The 20,320-nt window shown below is 40.2% G+C and carries 17 protein-coding genes; 1 reads left to right on the top strand and 16 read right to left on the bottom strand.

Annotated elements, in window-relative coordinates; all coding sequences use genetic code 11:
* Window positions 1–150: 150 nt before the first annotated feature.
* The 14 genes from tldD to IE199_RS03820 form a co-directional block, all read right to left on the bottom strand.
* Window positions 151–1,590, bottom strand: a complete 1,440-nt coding sequence (gene tldD / locus IE199_RS03885) for a metalloprotease TldD (protein WP_189767454.1) — start codon at window positions 1,588–1,590, stop codon at window positions 151–153.
* On the bottom strand, window positions 1,587–2,420 hold the full coding sequence (locus IE199_RS03880) for a carbon-nitrogen hydrolase family protein (protein WP_189767452.1): 834 nt from the start codon (window positions 2,418–2,420) through the stop codon (window positions 1,587–1,589). Before IE199_RS03880 ends, tldD begins: the two co-directional genes overlap by 4 nt.
* On the bottom strand, window positions 2,413–6,390 hold the full coding sequence (locus IE199_RS03875) for a YhdP family protein (RefSeq protein ID WP_189767450.1): 3,978 nt from the start codon (window positions 6,388–6,390) through the stop codon (window positions 2,413–2,415). The genes IE199_RS03880 and IE199_RS03875 overlap by 8 nt, the downstream gene beginning before the upstream one ends.
* 49 nt (window positions 6,391–6,439) lie before the next feature.
* Entirely contained in the window at window positions 6,440–7,903 is a 1,464-nt protein-coding gene (rng, locus tag IE199_RS03870) for a ribonuclease G (RefSeq protein WP_189767447.1), read from the bottom strand.
* A gap of 20 nt (window positions 7,904–7,923) precedes the next feature.
* Window positions 7,924–8,514 (bottom strand): Maf family protein, encoded by a 591-nt coding sequence (locus tag IE199_RS03865; RefSeq protein WP_189767445.1) that lies wholly within the window; start codon window positions 8,512–8,514, stop codon window positions 7,924–7,926.
* An 11-nt stretch (window positions 8,515–8,525) separates the two neighbouring features.
* Window positions 8,526–9,005 (bottom strand): rod shape-determining protein MreD, encoded by a 480-nt coding sequence (gene mreD / locus IE199_RS03860; protein WP_189767443.1) that lies wholly within the window; start codon window positions 9,003–9,005, stop codon window positions 8,526–8,528.
* Window positions 8,992–9,879, bottom strand: a complete 888-nt coding sequence (mreC, locus tag IE199_RS03855) for a rod shape-determining protein MreC (protein ID WP_189767441.1) — start codon at window positions 9,877–9,879, stop codon at window positions 8,992–8,994. Before mreC ends, mreD begins: the two co-directional genes overlap by 14 nt.
* Before the next feature lie 94 nt (window positions 9,880–9,973).
* Window positions 9,974–11,017, bottom strand: a complete 1,044-nt coding sequence (locus IE199_RS03850) for a rod shape-determining protein (protein ID WP_189767439.1) — start codon at window positions 11,015–11,017, stop codon at window positions 9,974–9,976.
* A gap of 169 nt (window positions 11,018–11,186) precedes the next feature.
* Window positions 11,187–14,513 carry a DUF6701 domain-containing protein gene (locus IE199_RS03845; RefSeq protein ID WP_189767437.1) on the bottom strand — a complete coding sequence of 1,109 codons (3,327 nt, stop codon included), beginning with the start codon at window positions 14,511–14,513 and terminating at the stop codon, window positions 11,187–11,189.
* Window positions 14,514–14,587: 74 nt separating this feature from the next.
* The gene (locus IE199_RS03840) at window positions 14,588–15,010 is read right to left on the bottom strand and encodes a pilus assembly PilX N-terminal domain-containing protein (RefSeq protein WP_189767435.1); all 423 of its coding nucleotides are present in this window, start codon (window positions 15,008–15,010) and stop codon (window positions 14,588–14,590) included.
* On the bottom strand, window positions 15,000–15,806 hold the full coding sequence (locus IE199_RS03835; protein ID WP_229854564.1) for a PulJ/GspJ family protein: 807 nt from the start codon (window positions 15,804–15,806) through the stop codon (window positions 15,000–15,002). Before IE199_RS03835 ends, IE199_RS03840 begins: the two co-directional genes overlap by 11 nt.
* Window positions 15,806–16,303: a type IV pilus modification PilV family protein gene (locus IE199_RS03830; RefSeq protein ID WP_189767431.1), complete on the bottom strand. Its 498-nt coding sequence runs from the start codon at window positions 16,301–16,303 to the stop codon at window positions 15,806–15,808. Before IE199_RS03830 ends, IE199_RS03835 begins: the two co-directional genes overlap by 1 nt.
* Entirely contained in the window at window positions 16,287–16,826 is a 540-nt protein-coding gene (locus tag IE199_RS03825; protein ID WP_189767429.1) for a type II secretion system protein, read from the bottom strand. Before IE199_RS03825 ends, IE199_RS03830 begins: the two co-directional genes overlap by 17 nt.
* Before the next feature lie 4 nt (window positions 16,827–16,830).
* Window positions 16,831–17,337 (bottom strand): prepilin-type N-terminal cleavage/methylation domain-containing protein, encoded by a 507-nt coding sequence (locus tag IE199_RS03820; protein ID WP_189767427.1) that lies wholly within the window; start codon window positions 17,335–17,337, stop codon window positions 16,831–16,833.
* 163 nt (window positions 17,338–17,500) lie between these two features.
* On the opposite strand from IE199_RS03820, the gene IE199_RS03815 reads away from it, so the two are divergent.
* On the top strand, window positions 17,501–19,120 hold the full coding sequence (locus tag IE199_RS03815; RefSeq protein ID WP_189767425.1) for a PglL family O-oligosaccharyltransferase: 1,620 nt from the start codon (window positions 17,501–17,503) through the stop codon (window positions 19,118–19,120).
* A 51-nt stretch (window positions 19,121–19,171) separates the two neighbouring features.
* Here the strand turns inward: IE199_RS03815 and IE199_RS22150 are convergent, their stop codons facing one another.
* Together IE199_RS22150 and IE199_RS22145 are read right to left on the bottom strand one after the other, a co-directional pair.
* Complete coding sequence (locus IE199_RS22150; protein WP_189767424.1) at window positions 19,172–19,645, bottom strand: pilus assembly FimT family protein; 474 nt, start codon at window positions 19,643–19,645, stop codon at window positions 19,172–19,174.
* A 27-nt stretch (window positions 19,646–19,672) separates the two neighbouring features.
* Window positions 19,673–20,296, bottom strand: coding sequence for a type II secretion system protein (locus IE199_RS22145; RefSeq protein WP_189767423.1), 624 nt, complete (start codon window positions 20,294–20,296; stop codon window positions 19,673–19,675).
* Window positions 20,297–20,320: the final 24 nt, after the last annotated feature.

Genomic DNA, 20,320 nt, shown 5'->3' with positions numbered 1-20,320 from the left:
TGTACGTACAATGAGATAATTTCATGGCGGTGATAATATAACATTGCACAACCAATGGCAATTACCGAAGTTTTACCAATTGATGACAATATTGCCGAATCTTGAGTATAAAAAAAGCGCCAAAAGCGCTTTTTCATCATTAGAAACAAATTATTGGGTGCCGCCAATGGTCATTTCATCAACCTTTAATGTTGGCTGACCAACACCAACAGGTACACTTTGACCATCTTTACCACAGACCCCGATACCAGGATCAAGTGCCAAGTCATTACCCACCATACTGACTTTTTTCATCGCTTCAGGGCCACTACCAATCAATGTAGCCCCTTTAATTGGTGAAGTAATTTCGCCGTTTTCAATTAAATATGCCTCTGAGCTGGTAAAAACAAATTTACCTGAAGTAATATCAACTTGGCCTCCGGCAAAATGAGGAGCATAAATTCCTTTTTTCACACTTTTAATAATATCTTCTGGCGAATGCTCACCCGCTAACATATAGGTATTGGTCATTCTAGGCATAGGTAAATGAGCATACGATTCTCGACGGCCATTACCTGTTGGCTTAACTCCCATAAGTGCAGCATTGTGCTTGTCTTGCATGTAGCCTTTTAATACGCCCTTTTCAATCAACACATTATATTGACCAGGAACACCTTCATCATCGATTGTTAATGAGCCGCGACGATTTGCTAACGTTCCATCATCGACAATAGTACAATGCTCAGACGTCACTTGTTGCCCAACCTTACCAGAAAATGCTGAAGAGCCTTTGCGGTTAAAATCTCCCTCAAGGCCATGACCTACCGCCTCATGGAGTAATACTCCAGGCCAACCAGCGCCCAATACTACAGGTAGCGTACCTGCTGGAGATTCAATCGCGACTAAATTTACCAAGGCTTGTCTAACGGCTTCTTCTGCATAGTGTAAATAACGTGTTTTATTTCCTTCTGCTTCAAAGAAATAACTATAATCTGTTCGGCCTCCACCGCCAGCACTGCCTCGCTCACGTTTACCATTGGCCTCAACCAATACCGAACAATTTAGTCTTACAAGCGGTCTTATGTCATTGGCATATGTGCCATCGCTCGCTGCAACTAGGATTTTCTCGTAAACACCTGATAAGCTGACAATAACTTGTTTAACACGTTCATCCTGCTGTCTTGCGTGGGCTTCAACTTCATGAAGAATATTAATTTTTTGTTCTTGTGTTAGGCTGCTCAGCGGATCTATCGCTTGATATACATCGTGCTGCGATTGCGCAGTGAGTATTTTTACCTTTTTACTTTCTCCGTCTTTAGCAATACCTTTAGCCGCTTCAGCAGCTTTTAATAAAGCTTGAGGGCATATGTCATCTGAGTATGCAAAGCCCGTTTTTTCACCAGAGATAGCCCTAACACCAACACCGCGCTCTATATTGTATGAACCTTCCTTAACTACGCCATCTTCTAACAACCAAGATTCATGTGCACTTGATTGAAAATAAAGATCCGCCAGATCTACATGTCGCTGATGCATTTGCGCCAATACGTCGTTTAAAAAGCCCTGATCAATATCGCTATTGCCAAGTAGTTCGCGCTCTACTGTATTCATAGTGTTTTTATCTTCGTAATAAATTGATTATGCTGTGCAACAGGAATAGCCTGACGCACGCTTTGCAGAGTATCTAAGTCAAAATCTGCTGAAATAGTCCCTACACCTTGTGTTATTTCTGATAATACCTCACCCCATGGGTTGATAATAACACTTTGCCCCCAAGTTTCTCGGCCATTGTCGTGTACACCGTATTGACCGGCTGCAACAATATACACTTGATTCTCAATAGCTCGAGCTTGCAGTAATGGTAGCCAATGGGCTTTACCTGTTACTTTGGTAAATGCTGCTGGAACAGTAATCACTTGCGCACCCAAAGTGGTTAAATGACGATATAACTCAGGAAAACGCAAATCATAACAGATAGACAAACCTAAGGTTAAACTATCAAGGGTTTTCGTTATCGCTGACGTACCTTTTTCAGTATATCGAGATTCTCTATATTGTTTTTCACTATCGTTAACATCAACATCAAATAAGTGCATTTTATGATACTGGGTTAGTAACTCACCAGAACCAGAAAAAACGCAACAGGTATTATAAAATTTATCCTGCTGTTCGATATACTGCGGAATACTGCCGGCAACGAGCGTTACGTTATATTGCTTCGCCAATTTAGATAAGCCCGTTTTAAGTTCGTTTGTCGTTGCATCCTGTTTTGCTAAATCAAGTTGCGCACGATCAGTGCCACCAAAAAACAAACAACACTCAGGCAATACTACAATATGTTGTTCAGCAAAGGGTAATTGACTCATTAGCCGTTCAATTGTCGCAAGGTTATCCTGCACATTGGGTGAAGAGGACAGCTGAATCGCAGATAGTTTAATCATTAAATCGGTCTAGTTGATGTTTATCAATGGGCTCTATTAAGCCTGTCTCAGGGTTCAGTATCCCTTCAATTTTTGGCTCAGTTGGAAACTCAGGTAACGCTTCTACCACCTTAGGTGGTGAATCTCGTCCGACACTGATATTTTTGGTTTTCTTATCAATCTGTCTAAAGTTTGGCTCTGCAATACTACCGGTTAATGCAAATTTATATTCAACAGGTACTTGAGAAGTAATTACCCCATCAATTGCCACACCAGCTAAAAAGGTCACAGGGTTTAAGGTAGCAATCCAAGCAATGGCTGGTAAGCTAGATGTTACGTTAGGCGCATAAGACATACTGTAATCTAATGTTTTAGTATTCAGATCAGTATTGCCTTTTAACGACATATCACCAGCGGCACCTTTTAAGAAAGTATTCTTGGTATACAAGACACCATTTTGCAGATGATAGTCGCCTTTTATTTCGCTGTAGAACATGCCATCTGCAAAAATATCACGAAAATCAAACTTTAACTTACGCACTAGTGATTGCAAACTAAGTAACGATAAAGCACGAGCGGAATCCGGCACTTCTTTAAGTACCCCTTCGTCTAATCTTGCCGTGACATCTCCGTTTAAGTAACGAATTTGAAAATCTTGTGGTCCACCCAACCAATTAATATCAAAACTAGCTTTTAAACCGCTATCTGCAACCGTAGAAGAAATACCAAGTCGCTCTAACTCGCGTTCAACATCATTGCTTTCTAATGTACCTTTTAAAGCCGTATTCGAGATTGTACTATTGTGTTGCCACTGTCCATCTAGTTGTAACTTCACACCTTTTCTTTTAGCAACAAAGTTATTTATAGTGAGCAAATCAGCGGTTGGACGGCGTAACTGAAAATCAACTTTACCAAGCTGTAAATTACGATAACTACATTCCCCGCAAGATACAGTTAATGGTGGAATATAAGGAAATACTTCATCATTTACCTTAATATCAAATGGCGCTATTACTACTTTTTCACTAGCATCAACCACCTCTGTTGCATCATCACTGCTCTTTATTAGTAATTCATTTGGCGCCAAACGAACATAATCAGCATTAATTTCTAGCCCTTGTGTCTGAATGTCAGGGAATATCTTGATATTGGCTCTTGCTTCTAAACTCGACAATGACAATAACCACCAACTGGTTTCATCTGTGAGATTAAAGCTAACATCGTGTAGGGACTCGCCAATAAAAGTCACCTTATTAATATTCCCTCGGATCCTATCAGGTACAGGTAAAATGCCGACTTGGCCATTATCCGGGCCTGACGCCTGCTCTATGCCAGCAAGTAAATCAACAATAAAAGGTTGCCATTGCTCATAAGCAGCCTCGGCAAGTGCTGATGTAACGTGAAAGCCACTGACAGGTAAAAACATAGGTTCATTACCCAAGATCAAGTGACTTTGCGTGAAGGTTGTTTTTTCGTGATCCAATTTTCCGTAGAAAGTGAGCTGCTCACCAATATGCGCATCAACGGTAGATTGGGTTAAATTACCTACCACTTTGACATTACTGACCAAGCTTTGCTCAGCCGATTTAGTAAACGGCTCAGGCAAGGTTAAGTTGACATTTGCTAAGTCAGAATTAACCGAAAGATTGTAAGTAAAATCACCATCATTATAGTTATTAAGTACTAACTCACCCTGCCAATTAAGTTGACCTTCGCCATATTTTTGTAGCTCAGCTGGCAACTGTTTAAGCCATAAATCACTTGCCCAGTTAGCATTAATCGCTAATTTAGTTTGGAAATATACAGGTAGTTGAGCTGTGTTTACGGCTATTTTAAGTGGCATATTACGCCACAGTAGATCAAGCCCAGTAGATTTTACCTTTTCATTTTCAAAAGTAATCTTGCCATTGACTTGTGTGAACTGCATATCTGGCGTTTGTAAATCCACACTGTTATCTACTAATAAAATTTCACCTTTAGCAACAGTGGCATCTATATCATTAATAGGCAAAGTCAAATCTAGGTTACCTGAAAAAGGCTTTGCCACAACCAACTTCTCTAATACATTACCAACAGTGTCAGATAAAGGACTGGCCAGCATCAAATTAGTAACAAGCTTAGGCTGTGTTTGATTAAAGTTAGCCTTGATCTGCAGTACCTGCTCATTAGATAGATCATCAATTCTCGCAGTAACACCAGCAACATCTATTCCTGTTAATGAGCCAGTTAACCCAGTGACCAACATACTATTGTTGGTAAAGTTTAAGTTAGCATCAAAGTGCGTGATCGCCGGCCATTTCTCATCAAAAATAAAGGTACTATTTGTCAGTTTGGCATCTACGTTAAAATATCCAGTACCGTCTTCAAATGGAAAGTTTTTTATCGGTCCATTCACCAATACGTTTGCTAATTTTACATTACCTTTTTTTAATGCACTGTTTAGATAATCGATCAGGGATTGTCCCATAATTGATTGTGGGTAAAATTTAGGCGCGTCGACGACATTTACATCATGTAATTGAGCAAATAATGACATATGCGTTTCTTTGTCCTTGCCACCAAATAAACCTAACTCAGCGGTTAACTTTAGTTCAGGGGCAATAAACTCAACTGACGGCACAGAAACAGACCATTGTTCATCGGAAAAACCTAGCTCAATGGCTGCATTAAATTCATCGTATGCTAGAGGCGCTTGAAAATGTTCGGCAAAGTCAAATGCACCAGCATTAGCGGAAATGTTTATTTGAAGCTTTTCATTTAACAGGTGTAATTCCCCAGACAATTGCTCAACACCAGGAATGCCCTGTTGGTATTGGGTGTTAACCCCACTAAACTTAGCGCTTGCTTGAAGTTTGTTATCGACTTGTTTGATAAAAATATTTTGCAAAACACCCTGAGGAGACAAGCCCTCTACTAAATCTAATGCAGCTTTCTCTTTGATAAACAAAGGTAAAAGATCAGTAACACCTGAAATATCAGCAGAGCTGATATAGCCATTAAAGCCAGATAATTGCTTATTAAACTCAACAGTTAGAGGTTGCCAAACATGCTCATCTGAAGTCACCATCAAGTCAGAGGTATAGCCACTGAGAGCGTTATTGGATGCTAAGTCTTTAATCACTAATTGCCCTGGTGATATAGCAAATAGTTTTTCAGCCTCTTGCCAAGTCCAAGTCACTTTGTTTTCACCCAAATCAACTAATAGTCGTTCAGCCTTACCTTTGGTAATGGTTAACCAAGCATTAAAGTTAATCGATGAATGAGTATCTTGCTGGTCTATAGCAAAAACGCGATCTAACCAAGGGGTAATGTCTAACTGATTAGCTTGAATATACAGCTGACCATGCATCTCTTTTAAGGTTTCGCCGGTGATATTTAAATCAAGTTGCAGGTTATTGGAGGTAACACCGTCGAGTACAACACTGCCTTTAGCTTTATGCTGTTTACCTTGATTGACCCAGAATAATTCATCAATCAAAAACGTTCGATCACCATTGGCGGTTTTAACAATAATTTGGCTGTTATCAACTGAAAACTTGCTGATTTGATGAAGGAAAAGTTTAGACACGTTATTAAGTAAATCAGAGTCGCCGCTACTTGTCGTAGATAACACATCGCGATCTAATAAAACTTTTACCCCATCTAAGGCAAAATCTTTAGTCACTAATTGACGTTGCTGTAAAGACCGCCAAAAGTCGAGTTGAACGTTAAAACCTGAAATAAAGACTTCTGTGCTGTCAGTTTGCAATACACTAACGTTTGAAGCGACAAGAATAGGACCAGAGCTTTGCCAACTCATGTTGAGAGAGCCTATGGCAATATCACTACCATAAGTTGAATTGATATAATCTTGCAGCTCAATGCGATAGTTATGGGCATACGGTAAAAACAAGCGCAAACCACTGATCAGTACAGCAAAAATCACTAATAAAATAGCGATTATTTTATATACTCTATTTAGCCAGCGATTTGAAACTTTAGACATACTCATAAAGTTACGCTTTCCTACCTTGTGGTTGTACGTTTAATCTAATGATCGATTACATCATAACTACGTCGAACTGTTCTTGATTATACAAGCTTTCTGTCTGAACTTTAATTTGCTTGCCAATAAACACTTCGAGCTCAGCTAAATTATGATATTCATCATTAACTAATGACTCACTCACTGCTGGTGATGCATAAACAATAAATTTATCGGCATCATAAGCACGGTTTACACGAACAATTTCTCGTAAAATTTCAAAACAAACCGTTTCAACCGTTTTTAAATGACCTCTACCATTACACACGGCACATTCGTCACATAAAATATGTTCTAAGCTTTCGCGCGTGCGTTTACGTGTCATTTCCACCAAGCCTAGAGCAGAAAACCCACTAATACTGTATTTAACTTTGTCTTTAGACATTGCCGAATCTAAGCTATGTAATACTCTATGTTTGTGATCTTCATTAGTCATATCTATAAAGTCGACAATGATTATACCACCTAAGTTCCTTAACCTAAGCTGACGGGCAATTGCCTGAGTTGCTTCAATGTTGGTGTTAAAAATCGTTTCTTCTAAATTCCTATGTCCAACAAAAGCCCCAGTATTAATGTCTATGGTGGTCATAGCCTCGGTCTGATCGATGATCAAATAGCCACCAGATTTTAATTCAATTTTTCGATGTAAAGCGCGCTGAATTTCATTTTCAACATCAAATAAGTCAAAAATAGGACGTTCACCAGGGTAATATTCCAAGACAGGAGTCAATTCAGGGACAAACTCTTGTGTGAACTCACCTAGCTGGTCAAAGGTCAGTTTGGAATCAACACGAATGCGCTCTAATGACACACCAACAAAGTCTCGGATCACCCTAAAGGCAAGTGATAAATCTTGATAAATGGCAACCTTGGTTTGTTTACGCTGTTTACGTTCAAGTACCTTAGCCCATACACGACATAAAAACTCAGCGTCATGTCTTAGCTCTTCGTCGCCTGCGCCTTCCGCGGCAGTACGCACGATAAAGCCATGATCATCTTCACAATAAGGCTGAACAATATCTCGTAATCGCTTGCGCTCTTCTATATCCTCAATGCGTTGAGAAATGCCAGCGTGGTTCGCATTTGGCATTAGTACTAAATAACGAGCTGCAATAGTTATATCGGTAGTGAGTCGAGCTCCTTTGGTCCCCAATGGGTCTTTAACCACTTGAACAACTATGTATTGTCCTTCATGCACCAAACTTCGAATATCTGGCACTTGTTCTGAGGATTGCTCTTCATTTAAAATCAGTTTGGAGTTGATATCAGAGGCATGTAAAAAAGCGGCTTTATCTAAATTAATATCGACAAACGCAGCCTGCATGCCGGGCAGCACTCGGATAACTTTACCTAAGTAAATATTACCCACTAACCCACGTTTTGCCTCTCTTTCGACGTGAACTTCTTGCAAAACACCATTTTCAATTAACGCGACGCGTGTCTCGCTAGGTGTCACATTAATCAGCAATTCACCACTCATGGTATTTCCCTGTTTTGTATTTAGACGTTTAAATGATGATGAACACCAAATTCTGCCAATAAATGTTTAGTTTCGACCAAAGGTAGCCCTACTACGGCAGAATAGCTGCCAATTATCGATTTAACAAATTGGCCTCCAATACCCTGAATGCCATATGCACCAGCTTTATCTTGCGGTTCACCTGATTGCCAATACTGGACAATATCTTGTTCTGTGAGTGTATCAAATTGCACTTTGGTTGAAACAACTAAGCTTTTACTTAATGTTCCTTTTACTACTGCAATTGCCGTATGCACTAAATGTTCGTTGCCCGATAGCATAGATAAATACTCTTGGCATTGTGCAAAACTTTCAGGTTTTCCTAAGATATGCCCATCAAAGGCGACACAAGTATCTGAACCAAGTACCGTAATATTTTGCTCTTGGTTGATAGCGATACAACGGGCTTTTTCTACGGCAAGGCGCTCTACGTATGAAGCAGGAGATTCATTTGCCATCACTGACTCATCGATATCAGGGCTTAAACAAGTGAAATCGTAGCCCATATCAACTAAAAACTGCTTTCTTCTAGGTGATTGAGAAGCCAATACTAAACGGCAAGATTGAGTCATAACAGCTCCGTTTATTTAATACTAAAATGTCGACGAATTTTTCTAAGCAATAAAAATGCCCATGGCCACAATACAATGGTTGTCAGTACAGGATATAAATAACTAGGTAAAAACACTACGTCTGTCAGCAAACGTTGTGACCAAAATACTAATAGATGGTACAACGCTGATACCACACCAACAATAAGCGCTTGTTGCCAAAGGGAAAAGTTTCTAATTTTCTGAAAATTCCCTACAACGATGTAAACACACAGCGCCATCGCTGCGGCGTGGATACCTAAAATAGAGCCTAGTAATACATCAAGTAAAAACCCCATAAACCAAGCAGTAATAACATTGACTCTGCTTGGCAGCGCCAAACTCCAATAAAGTAACACAACGAGCACCCAGTCAGGGCGAAACGCATCAACACTTAACGGCAATGGCATTATGGTCGCCACTAACGCCACTAACAAAGTGAATATGATCATTATGCCATTATGAGCCAGCATTATTATCTCCTTCAGGCTCTGCTAAATCTTCTTTAGACGAGAAAATTGACGTAGGCTTTTCTGGCCACAACAACAACATATAACGTAAGCGATCGATATCTGCGGTTGGTTTACTTTGTACTTGAGCAAAAGGTCTTGATTCGTCTGTACGCACCGCTCTTACTTCTGCAACTGGATAGCCTTCTGGAAACTTTCCACCCAAGCCTGAAGTCACTAACAGATCACCTTCTTTAATGTCTGTTGTATGAGGAACAAAGTTATGAGTTAAGCGATCAATTGTTCCGGTGCCATTTGCTAATAACCTTACACCGTTGCGTTTGATTCGCACAGGAATAGATTGAGTCACATCAGTAATTAAAATCACGCGGCTAGAAATGGTCCCCACATGCAATACTTGGCCAACAATACCTTTTTCGGCGATAACGGGTTGGCCTTCAAATATTCCATCGTTAGCCCCACGGTTTATCACTACCTGGTGTGAATAGGGATCGGTATCAACTGAGATGATCTCAGCGACCATTTTTTTGGCATCTTTGCGTACAGGTGAAGCGAGCAAAGCGCGAAGCCGCTCATTTTCTTGCTTGATAATTTCAAGCTGCATAGCCTGTTCTTTAAAAATCAGTTCGTTAGATTTTAGCTGTTGGTTTTCTTCAATCAACTGGCGACGAGTCGCAATATTTTCCACCGCCCAATCGATCGCTTGTTTAGGTGTAGAAGCAATATACTGCAACGGACTGACCATAGATTGCAAATAGCCGCGAATAAACTCAAAGCTATTCATTTTATGGTCAAAAAATATTAAAAGCGCAGAACAAAACAGCACCAAAACGAGTCGGTGCTGTGCAGAAGGTCCATGTTTAAAAATAGGATTCATCGAGAATTAGCTTCTCAGGGTAAACAACATAAAATTCCTAGTTTTAGATAACTTGAAACCAAGGCTAAACATTGGCTCAAGTTATCACCAAGGGTTATTCGTAGGCGAAAAGATCTCCACCGTGCATGTCTATCATCTCAAGGGCTTTACCGCCACCACGCGCTACACAGGTTAGTGGATCATCAGCAACAACAACTGGAATACCCGTTTCTTCCATTAATAAGCGATCTAAGTCTTTTAATAAAGCGCCACCGCCAGTTAATACCATGCCACGCTCTGAAATATCAGACGCTAGTTCTGGTGGAGATTGCTCAAGTGCCACCATAATCGCGCTAACAATACCCGTTAATGGCTCTTGCAATGCTTCTAAAATTTCGTTGCTATTTAAAGTAAAACTGCGAGGAACACCTTCAGCAAGGTTTCGACCACGAACTTCAATTTCCACCAGCTCTTCACCAGGGTAAGCCGAACCAATTTCATGTTTGATTCGTTCAGCTGTCGCTTCACCAATTAAGCTACCGAAGTTTCTGCGAACGTAGTTGATAATTGCGTCGTCAAACTTATCACCACCGATACGAACTGAAGAAGAGTACACGACACCGTTTAATGAAATAATACCAACTTCTGTAGTACCACCACCGATATCAACCACCATAGAACCTGTCGCTTCAGATACTGGCATGCCAGCACCAATAGCCGCAGCCATAGGCTCATCAATAAGATACACTTCACGCGCACCAGCACCTAATGCAGATTCACGGATAGCACGGCGTTCAACTTGTGTAGAACCACAAGGAACACAAACTAAAACACGAGGACTTGGGCGTAAGAAGTTGTTGCTGTGCACTTGTTTGATAAAGTATTGCAACATTTTTTCCGTGACGAAGAAGTTCGCGATAACACCATCTTTCATCGGACGAATCGCTTCGATATTGCCAGGTGTACGACCTAGCATTTGTTTTGCTGCTGTACCTACTGCAGCAACACTTTTTGAACCGCCTGAGCGATCTTGACGAATAGCAACTACTGAAGGTTCGTTAAGTACAATGCCTTGTTCTTTGACATAAATAAGGGTGTTGGCTGTTCCCAAATCGATTGATAGATCATTGGAAAACATACCGCGTAATTTTTTAAACATGTGGTCTCTATGTCCTTGCTACCTGACGACAACAAATATTGTTGTAGCATAAAGCGATTTTTTTTCTAATTGCCGCTAATCATAACCCAGACTTTACAAGATGTGATGCCCGAAACCGAAAAAAATGGCAGTTTTTTTACATTTTTTTCGGTATTTAGTTAAAAAGTCGTTAATTGCCTACTTCACGCCAAGAAATTATGCGGTCATTGCCGCGAAATAAACCAAATTGCAACTCACTTATTGGGTTGTCAGTAAAATTAGAGTTCCCTTGCCAATCATATTGCAGCCATTCTGGGACTTGGTATTCAAACTTGAGCTTTGGGGTATTATTCTCGCCAGCAGCATCAAATATAACCTTGTTAACAAGCCTACCTTGATCAAACTGAGTATTGGTACGAATGGTTGCGCCCTTAGTGTTGCCATAATTAAAACTATTCAGTTCAACTAGACGATATTCGCCATCAGCTAATCCACCACTGTAAATCGCTCCTGATTTTCTTCCTGTTGGAGAACTGATTTCGATCAACGCGGTACAGTTATCTAATTCATTTGTCTGCCAAGTGGTGCCATCCCAAAACTCCACTTGCATATTAACTGGCAACACTGACGTTTCAGGGCCATAGGCATTTTCAATCACCCAGCGGCCAAAACGAATTTTGCTATCTGTTGTACTAAAAGCTTTTGCAGTAGGTGTGCCCACCTCGGTCAACATATCAAGGCTTTTTAGCGCAACGCCATCTGAATCAACAACTTTGATGCCAAAGCGCATTTGATCAAAGGGGCCGTCCACTTCACTCGCTTTTCGAGTAAACATGCCAATGTTATCAACCACACTCTTGTACTCGCCTTGAGACCAGCCACCGTCAAAGCCAATTAGCCGTTCTGTAGGTGCGTTACGATTAATATTATCTTGGTTATTTTCTGCAACGAGGGTCACGGTTGATTTAATATAATCTCCAACATAATTTTTGGTTATTCCGGGGGTATTAAAGCCGTTTTCCGCAATCACTCGGTAACCTAGTTCTAACATTGGTTGCGACATATAGGTCATATCACCGCAAGCATTTTTTACCTCCGTCACCAAAGGCATGGACTTTAGATCTAGCGTAAAATGGTCAGGGGTAAACCGCCCAATAATCTGCTTACCAAAAGCCACAGATCCAGATGTATTATCTTTAACATAGAGTTTTACAACCCCTACTTCACTGTACGTTGCTTCAGCACTATTGCCTGAGCTAGTGTATTTTCCGCCCGTCATTTCGTATGTTTTTGGAAAGGAGTCTGAAACAACAAAAGCACCAACCTGACTTCTCAGGGCAATGCCATTGAAGGCAACTAAATCTCCTTCACGGGTTGAGCCAGCTGCTCCCACGGGGTCAAGTGGTCCAATTCGCTCAAGAGCAAGGCCAATTTGCCGAGTAAAGCTTGGCGTTTGCGTATCCTGAGCGTTTACCGCCGTTATAGTTAAATCAAAAGGTTTACCGGCTGCATGAATATTACTCCCTGTATGATCTGCACTGTCGAGGGAGTTACCACCTGAATTAGCTTCAATAATAAATTTGTCAGGTCTAACGTATAAACCTTGTGAGCCAGTTAAAGTAACAGCAGGGTTTTCAAGTGTTGCTGGAATTGTATGTGTTGCATGTAAAACAATGTCTGTCGCATCGTAATATATATTGGTTGGTAACTCAGCAAAGGATTGAGCATTAAAAGAAAGTGGTATCGAGGTATAACCATTGCCAAGCGTGCTAATTTCTTGACCATCAATAGTGTATTTTAAACTGCCACTAGGTACTTGTACGGCAAATCCAATATCTCTTTGTCCAGCGCCAGTGAAGTATGGCTGGCATGCACCTGTGCCATCATCTTTTACCGCTTGAATATTAACATTTGGACTGCCCATAGCTGCACCTGCTACTTCCATTGGACTGCCATTAACCATGTTAAATCCTGAGATGGTAAATCCAGCGTTATCAAATTTAAGATTACAATCACTAACATTGCCGTTATTACATCGATAACCATTAGCTGCTGCTACGCCAGCATTATTGATAGATAACGTCGCTATTTCAGGCACGGTATATTTGAGGTCGACTGATGTGTTACCGGAAAAATTAACAGGAATTGTTACACTATGCCCACTGGCTCCTGTGGCGACTAAATTAAGCGATACTGCGTCTGTCGACTCTGTACAACTTGTACCAAAACTATTGGTGCATGCTTGAATGGTAATTTGTTCTGATGCACAAGTTAAACCATGGCCATCATGGGTAATTAAGTAGTGATCAACTGCTGGCGCAACTGCACCGCCACAAAAGCCATGTCCGGTGATATTATCTGCATCACCGCTGTTGTATACAAAAACACCGTCTTTATCTACAGATAAAGAACCACTGGCTGAAACAGATCCAGTTATATAGTTATCTTTATCTATCGATATTGAACCTCCAGCATAAATATGAGCATTTATCACAGAATCTTTAGCTATCGAAATACTGCCTGCTGCAATAATCATTACATTAGAAGGTGCTCCCCCCGCATTGATTCTCGTCTCTTTGGGTATAGAGACACTGCCAGCAAAATACAATACTGCTGTACCACTTCCCGAAAAACGAACAACAGCCCCTTTTGACAGCCCCCAGCTAATATGTTCGTAAACTCCATCGCTAATATTAGTTGCTCTAAATGAGCCTGAAGGCGACACTCCAGGATTAGAAGGTACGGTAAAGTTATTTATTGGAGAACAAGTTCCACCGTTACAACGGGTATTTTTGCCAATAGACGTAGAGCCTTTGGCACTAAATGTTGTAGGTCCTGGAAAAACTGCCGAACAGGAGGGACCACTATCGGGTATTGTTGGCGTTGTAGCGAACTCACAAAAGTCATGTGGGTTAAAACTGCTATTAGACGCTTCAAAGTTCAGTGTTACATCTTCATCAATTTCTAGTTCACCTGAAGTAACAGTTAAGCCACCATTAATGGTCACATTTTCTTCAATCTCGACCTCTTCCGTGTCAGCATAAATATAAGCATTAATGATCGCGCCTTCACCTATTTCTAAAGAACCATTGTATACAACAATCAATAAACTACTTGGATCTCCCCCCACGTTAATACGTGCATTTTCTGGAATTTCTATTTCATTGCCTTGAGCATTGAAATAGAGCACGGCAGTGCCACTTACCACTGACACAGAGTTAACACTGCTGTGCCAGGAGCGATAAGCGTTATAAGAATAATCCTGAACAGAGTTAAGATAAAACGTTCCCAAATTTACGGTGTTGCTAGGCAAAGTAGGGCTTCGTTTGTTGTTTATTGCTACTAATGCACAATTTGATGAGCCATTACACCTTACGCTGTCTTCTATTTCGACATCAATACTTCCTAAACCGGCGATTGGTCTGGGACCAGGGAAAAAGTCACTACATTGGTTGGCATAAAGCATCGATGTGCTAATTACCATCAGCAAAAATGTTAAGACAATTTTAGTTTTCATATGTCACTTCTACTTTGCCTATGTCAATCTTAGTTACTAGATATTGCATAATGAAAATTACAATAAATATAGCGCTACTTTATATCCTGAGCTTGTACTTCTATTTCTCTAGCCACTTGAATACGCCAAGGCCTAGCGCCGACAGTACAACTCCCTTGGCTGGTCACAAGATAATAATCAGTTTTATTTAAACAGGTAATTGCTGCCTGGCACCCTTCTAACCCATTTATATGGTTAAAAGAGATTACCGGAAGGTTGTCACGACATTCAGCACTGCCACTTCCGCTTAATGGAAACAGTTTTTGCAAGTGTAGTTGCATACCACTTTGCGCCGCTTGGAATGCACGTGTCCCCACAACTTCATAAACAACACTTTGCGCACTTGTGCTATTCATTCTAACCAGTGCGACGCCTAATAAACTTAACACAATGATAATAAAAATAGCGATAACTAACGAACTGCCTCGGTGTTTACTGTACTTATCTTTAAGGAACATTAGGCACCTGAATTTCTGACGTTATTGAAATAGGTTCATCATTTGCTTCATTAACAAAATTTAGCATAAACCTTACCAAACCATTACGCTGTAAACTGGTTTCAATGACTTCCACACTAGAAGTAGGCATAGAAGTGTTAATATTAACCGCCAATTTATCAGCTAACGTAATACCATTACGAGTTAAGGTCGTGCCAACAAAACAAAATGTAGTTTGTGTATTAATAAAATACATGCGCCTGGTTGGTGAATCTGCTGTAAATTGCACTAAACCAAGTGATTCCGTTTCTAGATTTAGCTGCCAAATTGTTAAACTGGTATTTAAATCATTAATACCGCCGCTTTGTTTAATACGAAACTTCTTACCACTGTCATTATCATAGTCACTAGCATTAAGGCCATAAACTACAGCATGTGTAGCGTCTAAAAATCGGTCGTCATAACCATCAAAATTTTTAATGGTAACGCTACTTCTTGCGGCTTCTGGCTCAACAGGAATATCGATATACGCAGCGACCGCGACAATAGGATAAAAACTTAAACATTGGTTGCCACTGATGGTTTCTAACTTTAACGAATTAGGTGCAGCGTGACGAATTTCCCGCTTTAATCGCTCTAACACGAAGCGCGCGCCTGATATGAGTTGATCACGTTCCTTTGCATCTAAATACATACGTGTGCTGTATTGCATAAAACTAGTGGCACCAACCGCAACGATGCCTAAAATAATAATCACAGTGACCATTTCAATCAGAGTAAAGCCTTTTACATGTCGCTTTTTACCGCTTTTCACCATCAAAAATTACTCCTGTAAGTAGCAAAGACAAAAGTCGCTTCAAGTGGTGTTTTAACCGTTACCGTGATCAATTTAGCTGTGTATCTGTTGTCATCTGTATCACCAGCTTCCAAGGTATTACCGTCTAAATCACTGTCATTACCGACAGTCACTAAAACTTGGTAGCCATCAATCGTTTGTTCAAAGCCGTTGTAGTCATCAACATCATCATATTGCGAACGATTTGACTCTCCTGACTCACTTCCCATGTTCGAGCTGCAGTCAAGTTGGCACCGCTCGATACCGCCTGACATATCAGAACGGTCGTCAAATGCTCTATTTTGAATTTCACTCAACAATGACTGGGCTATTTCTGACGCTTTAACTTGCTGTACCAAGTCGGCACTTTGCTTATTTGCTGGTGCAATTAAAGAAGTTAATACCGCAAAAGCGATACTGAGTACAACAATGCCGACAATAGTTTCAATTAAGGTAAAGCCATTAATTTTGTTCAGCATAAATGTATCCTTGCGCATTCACTTTTACGGTTATTTTTGGCTCATCTGTGGTTGCGTCATTGTTAATCTCGATGGAAACATCACAAGGTGCAGAACAACCGGTAGCTATTGGTTGTCCCATAGCGTTAAAGCGCAGATACCAAGGTGTTGTAGTGTTAGGTGAAAAACTGATTTGATGAGCATCATCGACAATAACACTGGTGTGTCCATCAACGCCCGCCCCATATATATCTTGGTCAGCTAATATATTGGGGTGACAACTATCAATGCCAGAGGCTCTGTCTTTTAATAAGCCAATACGTTTATTTTCAATTATTAATGATTTACACAAATCAAACGCTTGTTGCATGGCTTTAAGTTGCACCGCTCGTAAGGTCACTATCAATTCGTCTTTGTAGGTATACTCTTCAAAACCGCGAGAACTAAACCAACGTGGAATTACAGTCGCTGATAGTATTGCCAATATAATGATCACCACAACTAGCTCTATCATGGTAAAACCTTTAATGTGCCGATAACTCATCGCCCTACTCCAAACATTGGTTGAAACCAACGACAGCAGGCGAGCTACTGGTAGCGGCAAAGTAATGCACAATGCAGCTATCATTGATTGTTGTTGGTTGGGGTGAACGTTCTTTAAAATAGAACAACATGGCTAGATTGTCTGACGACTTACTGTGCTTAAAATAGTTCACATCCAATCGAAAATAGCCATCCTGCCACAATGTAATATCAGATAATGGATAGCCGTATGATATTGGCACAAGTTTACCATCAACCAAAACAGATGCGTTTTGTTCTTGGTGTAAGTCTTTTGCTAAGGCCTTGTTATAAATCAGTGTTCTACTGCTTTCGATACCGCTTTTTAAACCCGTTAATGTGGCATTTTTCGCATCTAGCTGTAATGAGACAAACTTGGGAATAGCGACAATGGCCAATATGCCAATCACAACAATCACTATCACTAGTTCTATCAAGGTAAAGCCGCGTGCCGCCATCTGATCACTCAATGCCACAAGTATAGTTATCAGCATATGATATTTTTGAATAAAAAACCATGTTAAAACAAGGTGGTTGCGGGTTTAACTTGTACTTGTCGCCAAAGCCACTTACCCTAAAGAAAATTTTAAGCCTAAATCTACCGTGACCCTTTTTCGAAGCCTGAAAATAAGCCTTGTCCTCTACTTTGTGTTCGGCATGAATTTATTATTACCCACCATGGGTGGCTCAGGTTTGTATTTGTCTTTTAATATCACCAGTTGGCTAATGGTGGTGTTAATAATCACCTTAGGTTTTATCCAAGTAGCTAAACAAAAAACCGTTATTTACCACAAAAGTTTTGTTTGGTTATCGCTTGGCACAGTCCTGTTGTTGGTGCCTTTTCTGTATAACGCACCTTTTCAAGACCACATGGTGTTGCGCATACTGGCAGTAGTTGGCGGCATTATGTTGTTTTTTACTTGTTGCCAGTTTAAACAGCTTCGAGATAACCCAACACAGATTTTATGGCTGGTATTGATTGCAGCTACCATTCAAATCACCATAAGTTTTGGACAAATATTTTGGCCTAATCATGCCTTATATGCTTGGTTTAACCCTGACGTTCAAAAACCATTTGGCCTGTTTTTGCAGCCAAATGTCATGGCCACCTTTTTAACAACAACAATTGGTATTGGAATTTATTTGCTATCAGAAAAACGATATAGCAGGAAAATAACGACATGGATTTTTTTACTACTGGCTAGCGCAGCATTTATTTTGCCGTTGTTAGATTCTCTTTCTGGGTGGTTAAGTTTAGTGCTTGTTACTGTGTTGTTATTGCCTAAAACTTTTCGATACAACAAGACAATGGCATCTATGCAGTTTTTGGTATTGCTAGTTTGTTTATTGCTAAGCCAAACATTTTTCGTTAAATCACAGCAGCAAACGCCCATTAGCCAAGATAACAATATTTCAGTACGCCAAGATATTTACCTGACAACATTAAAGATGATCGCGGATAAACCTTTTCAAGGCTATGGATACGGTAGCTTTGAACGCGCTTATTTAGACTATTACAATGCGATGAAAGTTGAGCAGCCAATGTTAAACCCACCTCTGCTCAAGCTAAATCATCCACACAACGAAATATTATACTGGGTGGTGGAAGGTGGCATAGCCGCTGCGTTAGCGATGATATGTTTTGTCATCGCTTACTTTACATTATTTAACACTGACAGCCGTTTCTGTTGGCCACAGGTGTTAGCGTTGTTAGGCCTAGTTAGCCCAATAGTTTTTCATGCCATGGTGGAAATACCGTTTGATAGCGCAGCTAGTCATTGGCACTTACTGATATTTTTGCTGTTTTTTACCTTAGTAACGGGCAATCAAAGTTTAAAAAGCCAAACCTTACCATCAGGTATATTGCCGGTTACTGGAGCGCTATTAACCGCGGGCTTTTTTGTGCCTTTTTTATTAACCACAATGCACACACTTTTAATTATTGTTAAACATGAAGTAAGCGGTTTTCAAAAAATAGAAACCTTTAAAGAGATAATAAACCCGCTACCATTACGCGAACGAATGTTACTTCATGTAAATACGCATAAATACCTAAAAGGAATTAAAGAAAAAAAACCAGAGTTACTAGTCCAATATATTCAATGGGCAAAACAGCAACTAAGATTTAAACCTCGGATTGAGATTTATCGAGACTTGCTTTTGTGTTTAAAAATTCTTCAACGCGAAAGTGAATATCAAGCATATTTGAACGAAGCTCAAAAGACCTATCCGAATGAACTCCACTGGCTTGCAACAAAAAATAAAACTATTAATTAAAAAAGCCACGTTTAAGCGTGGCTTTTTCGACGAGTATGTCCTACTAAAAACTTAATCACAATTTGTAATATTACTATCGATGACAGGTCGAATGCCTACACCATTTACATTAGTAAGGTTATAAATTACTTGGCAAGTGGTAGCTGTTGCAGCGTTTTTGTGACTTGCAGTCCAAATGTTGGTTGTAGTTGCTGAGACAAAATCACCATCATTTGAAAAATCGACTTGCAACAATCTGCCAATCTCATCATTTGCTGGCCATCCATATACAAGATCGATATCGCCAACACCTGCGATGTTAACCGTTCCAGTCACTCCAGTTTGCCCTTGAACTAACGCTTTGGCGTATGTTAAATCAGCCGCTGAGTTAACCGAGGCTTCTAAGCCTTCTACAACAGCACCTTTTGCATCGCTAGTTAAATCAATAAACTTTGGCGCAGCGGTAGCCGCTAAAATGCCAAGTATGACAATTACGACGACTAATTCTATTAAGGTAAAACCTTTTTGTTTGCTAAGTGATTTCATGTGTACATCCTTCAATTTTATTTAATTCTAGTTGTTTATTGTTATTTCAACAAAGCTGTTAGCCGGCTGATAAGTAAAGAAGTTGGCCGCTGAATCAATGCCTGTCGCAGTATAATTACCGTTAGTATCTTTTGGCATGGTCTCTTTTAAATAATAAACACATAAGCTGGTAGCATTACTGCCTGTTTTTGCCACGTAGTATTGCATTGACTTGTCTGTGTTTAATGTTGAAATGTCTGAAGTTGTTTTTGGCGGCTGTTGTAAAATACTATTCCAAATATCAACGCAATTTCCCGCATCAAATCCAGTACCTAAACCTGCGCCATCGCCAGAAACAGCTGTAGATGCAACCACATAACCAGGTCGTACTAAATTGGTGGCAGTGTTATTCTCTGTGGTAAGTAACAATTCAGTACCATCGTAACTTACAACATTTAGACCTGAAGAATTTTTTGGTCGACCTTCGGCTTCCCACTGAGCACGAGCTAATGAAACGGCAGTGGCAAAGCCTCCCGCCATACCTTCAATATTGGCTTCTTTAGCTTGATCTGTTAAATCCAAAAATTTGGGGATTGCTGTCACGGCTAAAAAGCCAAGGATAACAACAACTATTACCAATTCAATAAGCGTAAAACCCGATTGCTTTTTCATACCAACCTCAAACAAGATCTATTA

Source organism: Thalassotalea marina (assembly GCF_014656435.1).
In the GTDB taxonomy this organism is placed as follows: Bacteria; Pseudomonadota; Gammaproteobacteria; order Enterobacterales; family Alteromonadaceae; genus Thalassotalea_C; species Thalassotalea_C marina.
The sequence above is the reverse complement of the archived record's forward strand: the minus strand, read 5'-3'. Positions and strand labels throughout refer to the sequence as shown.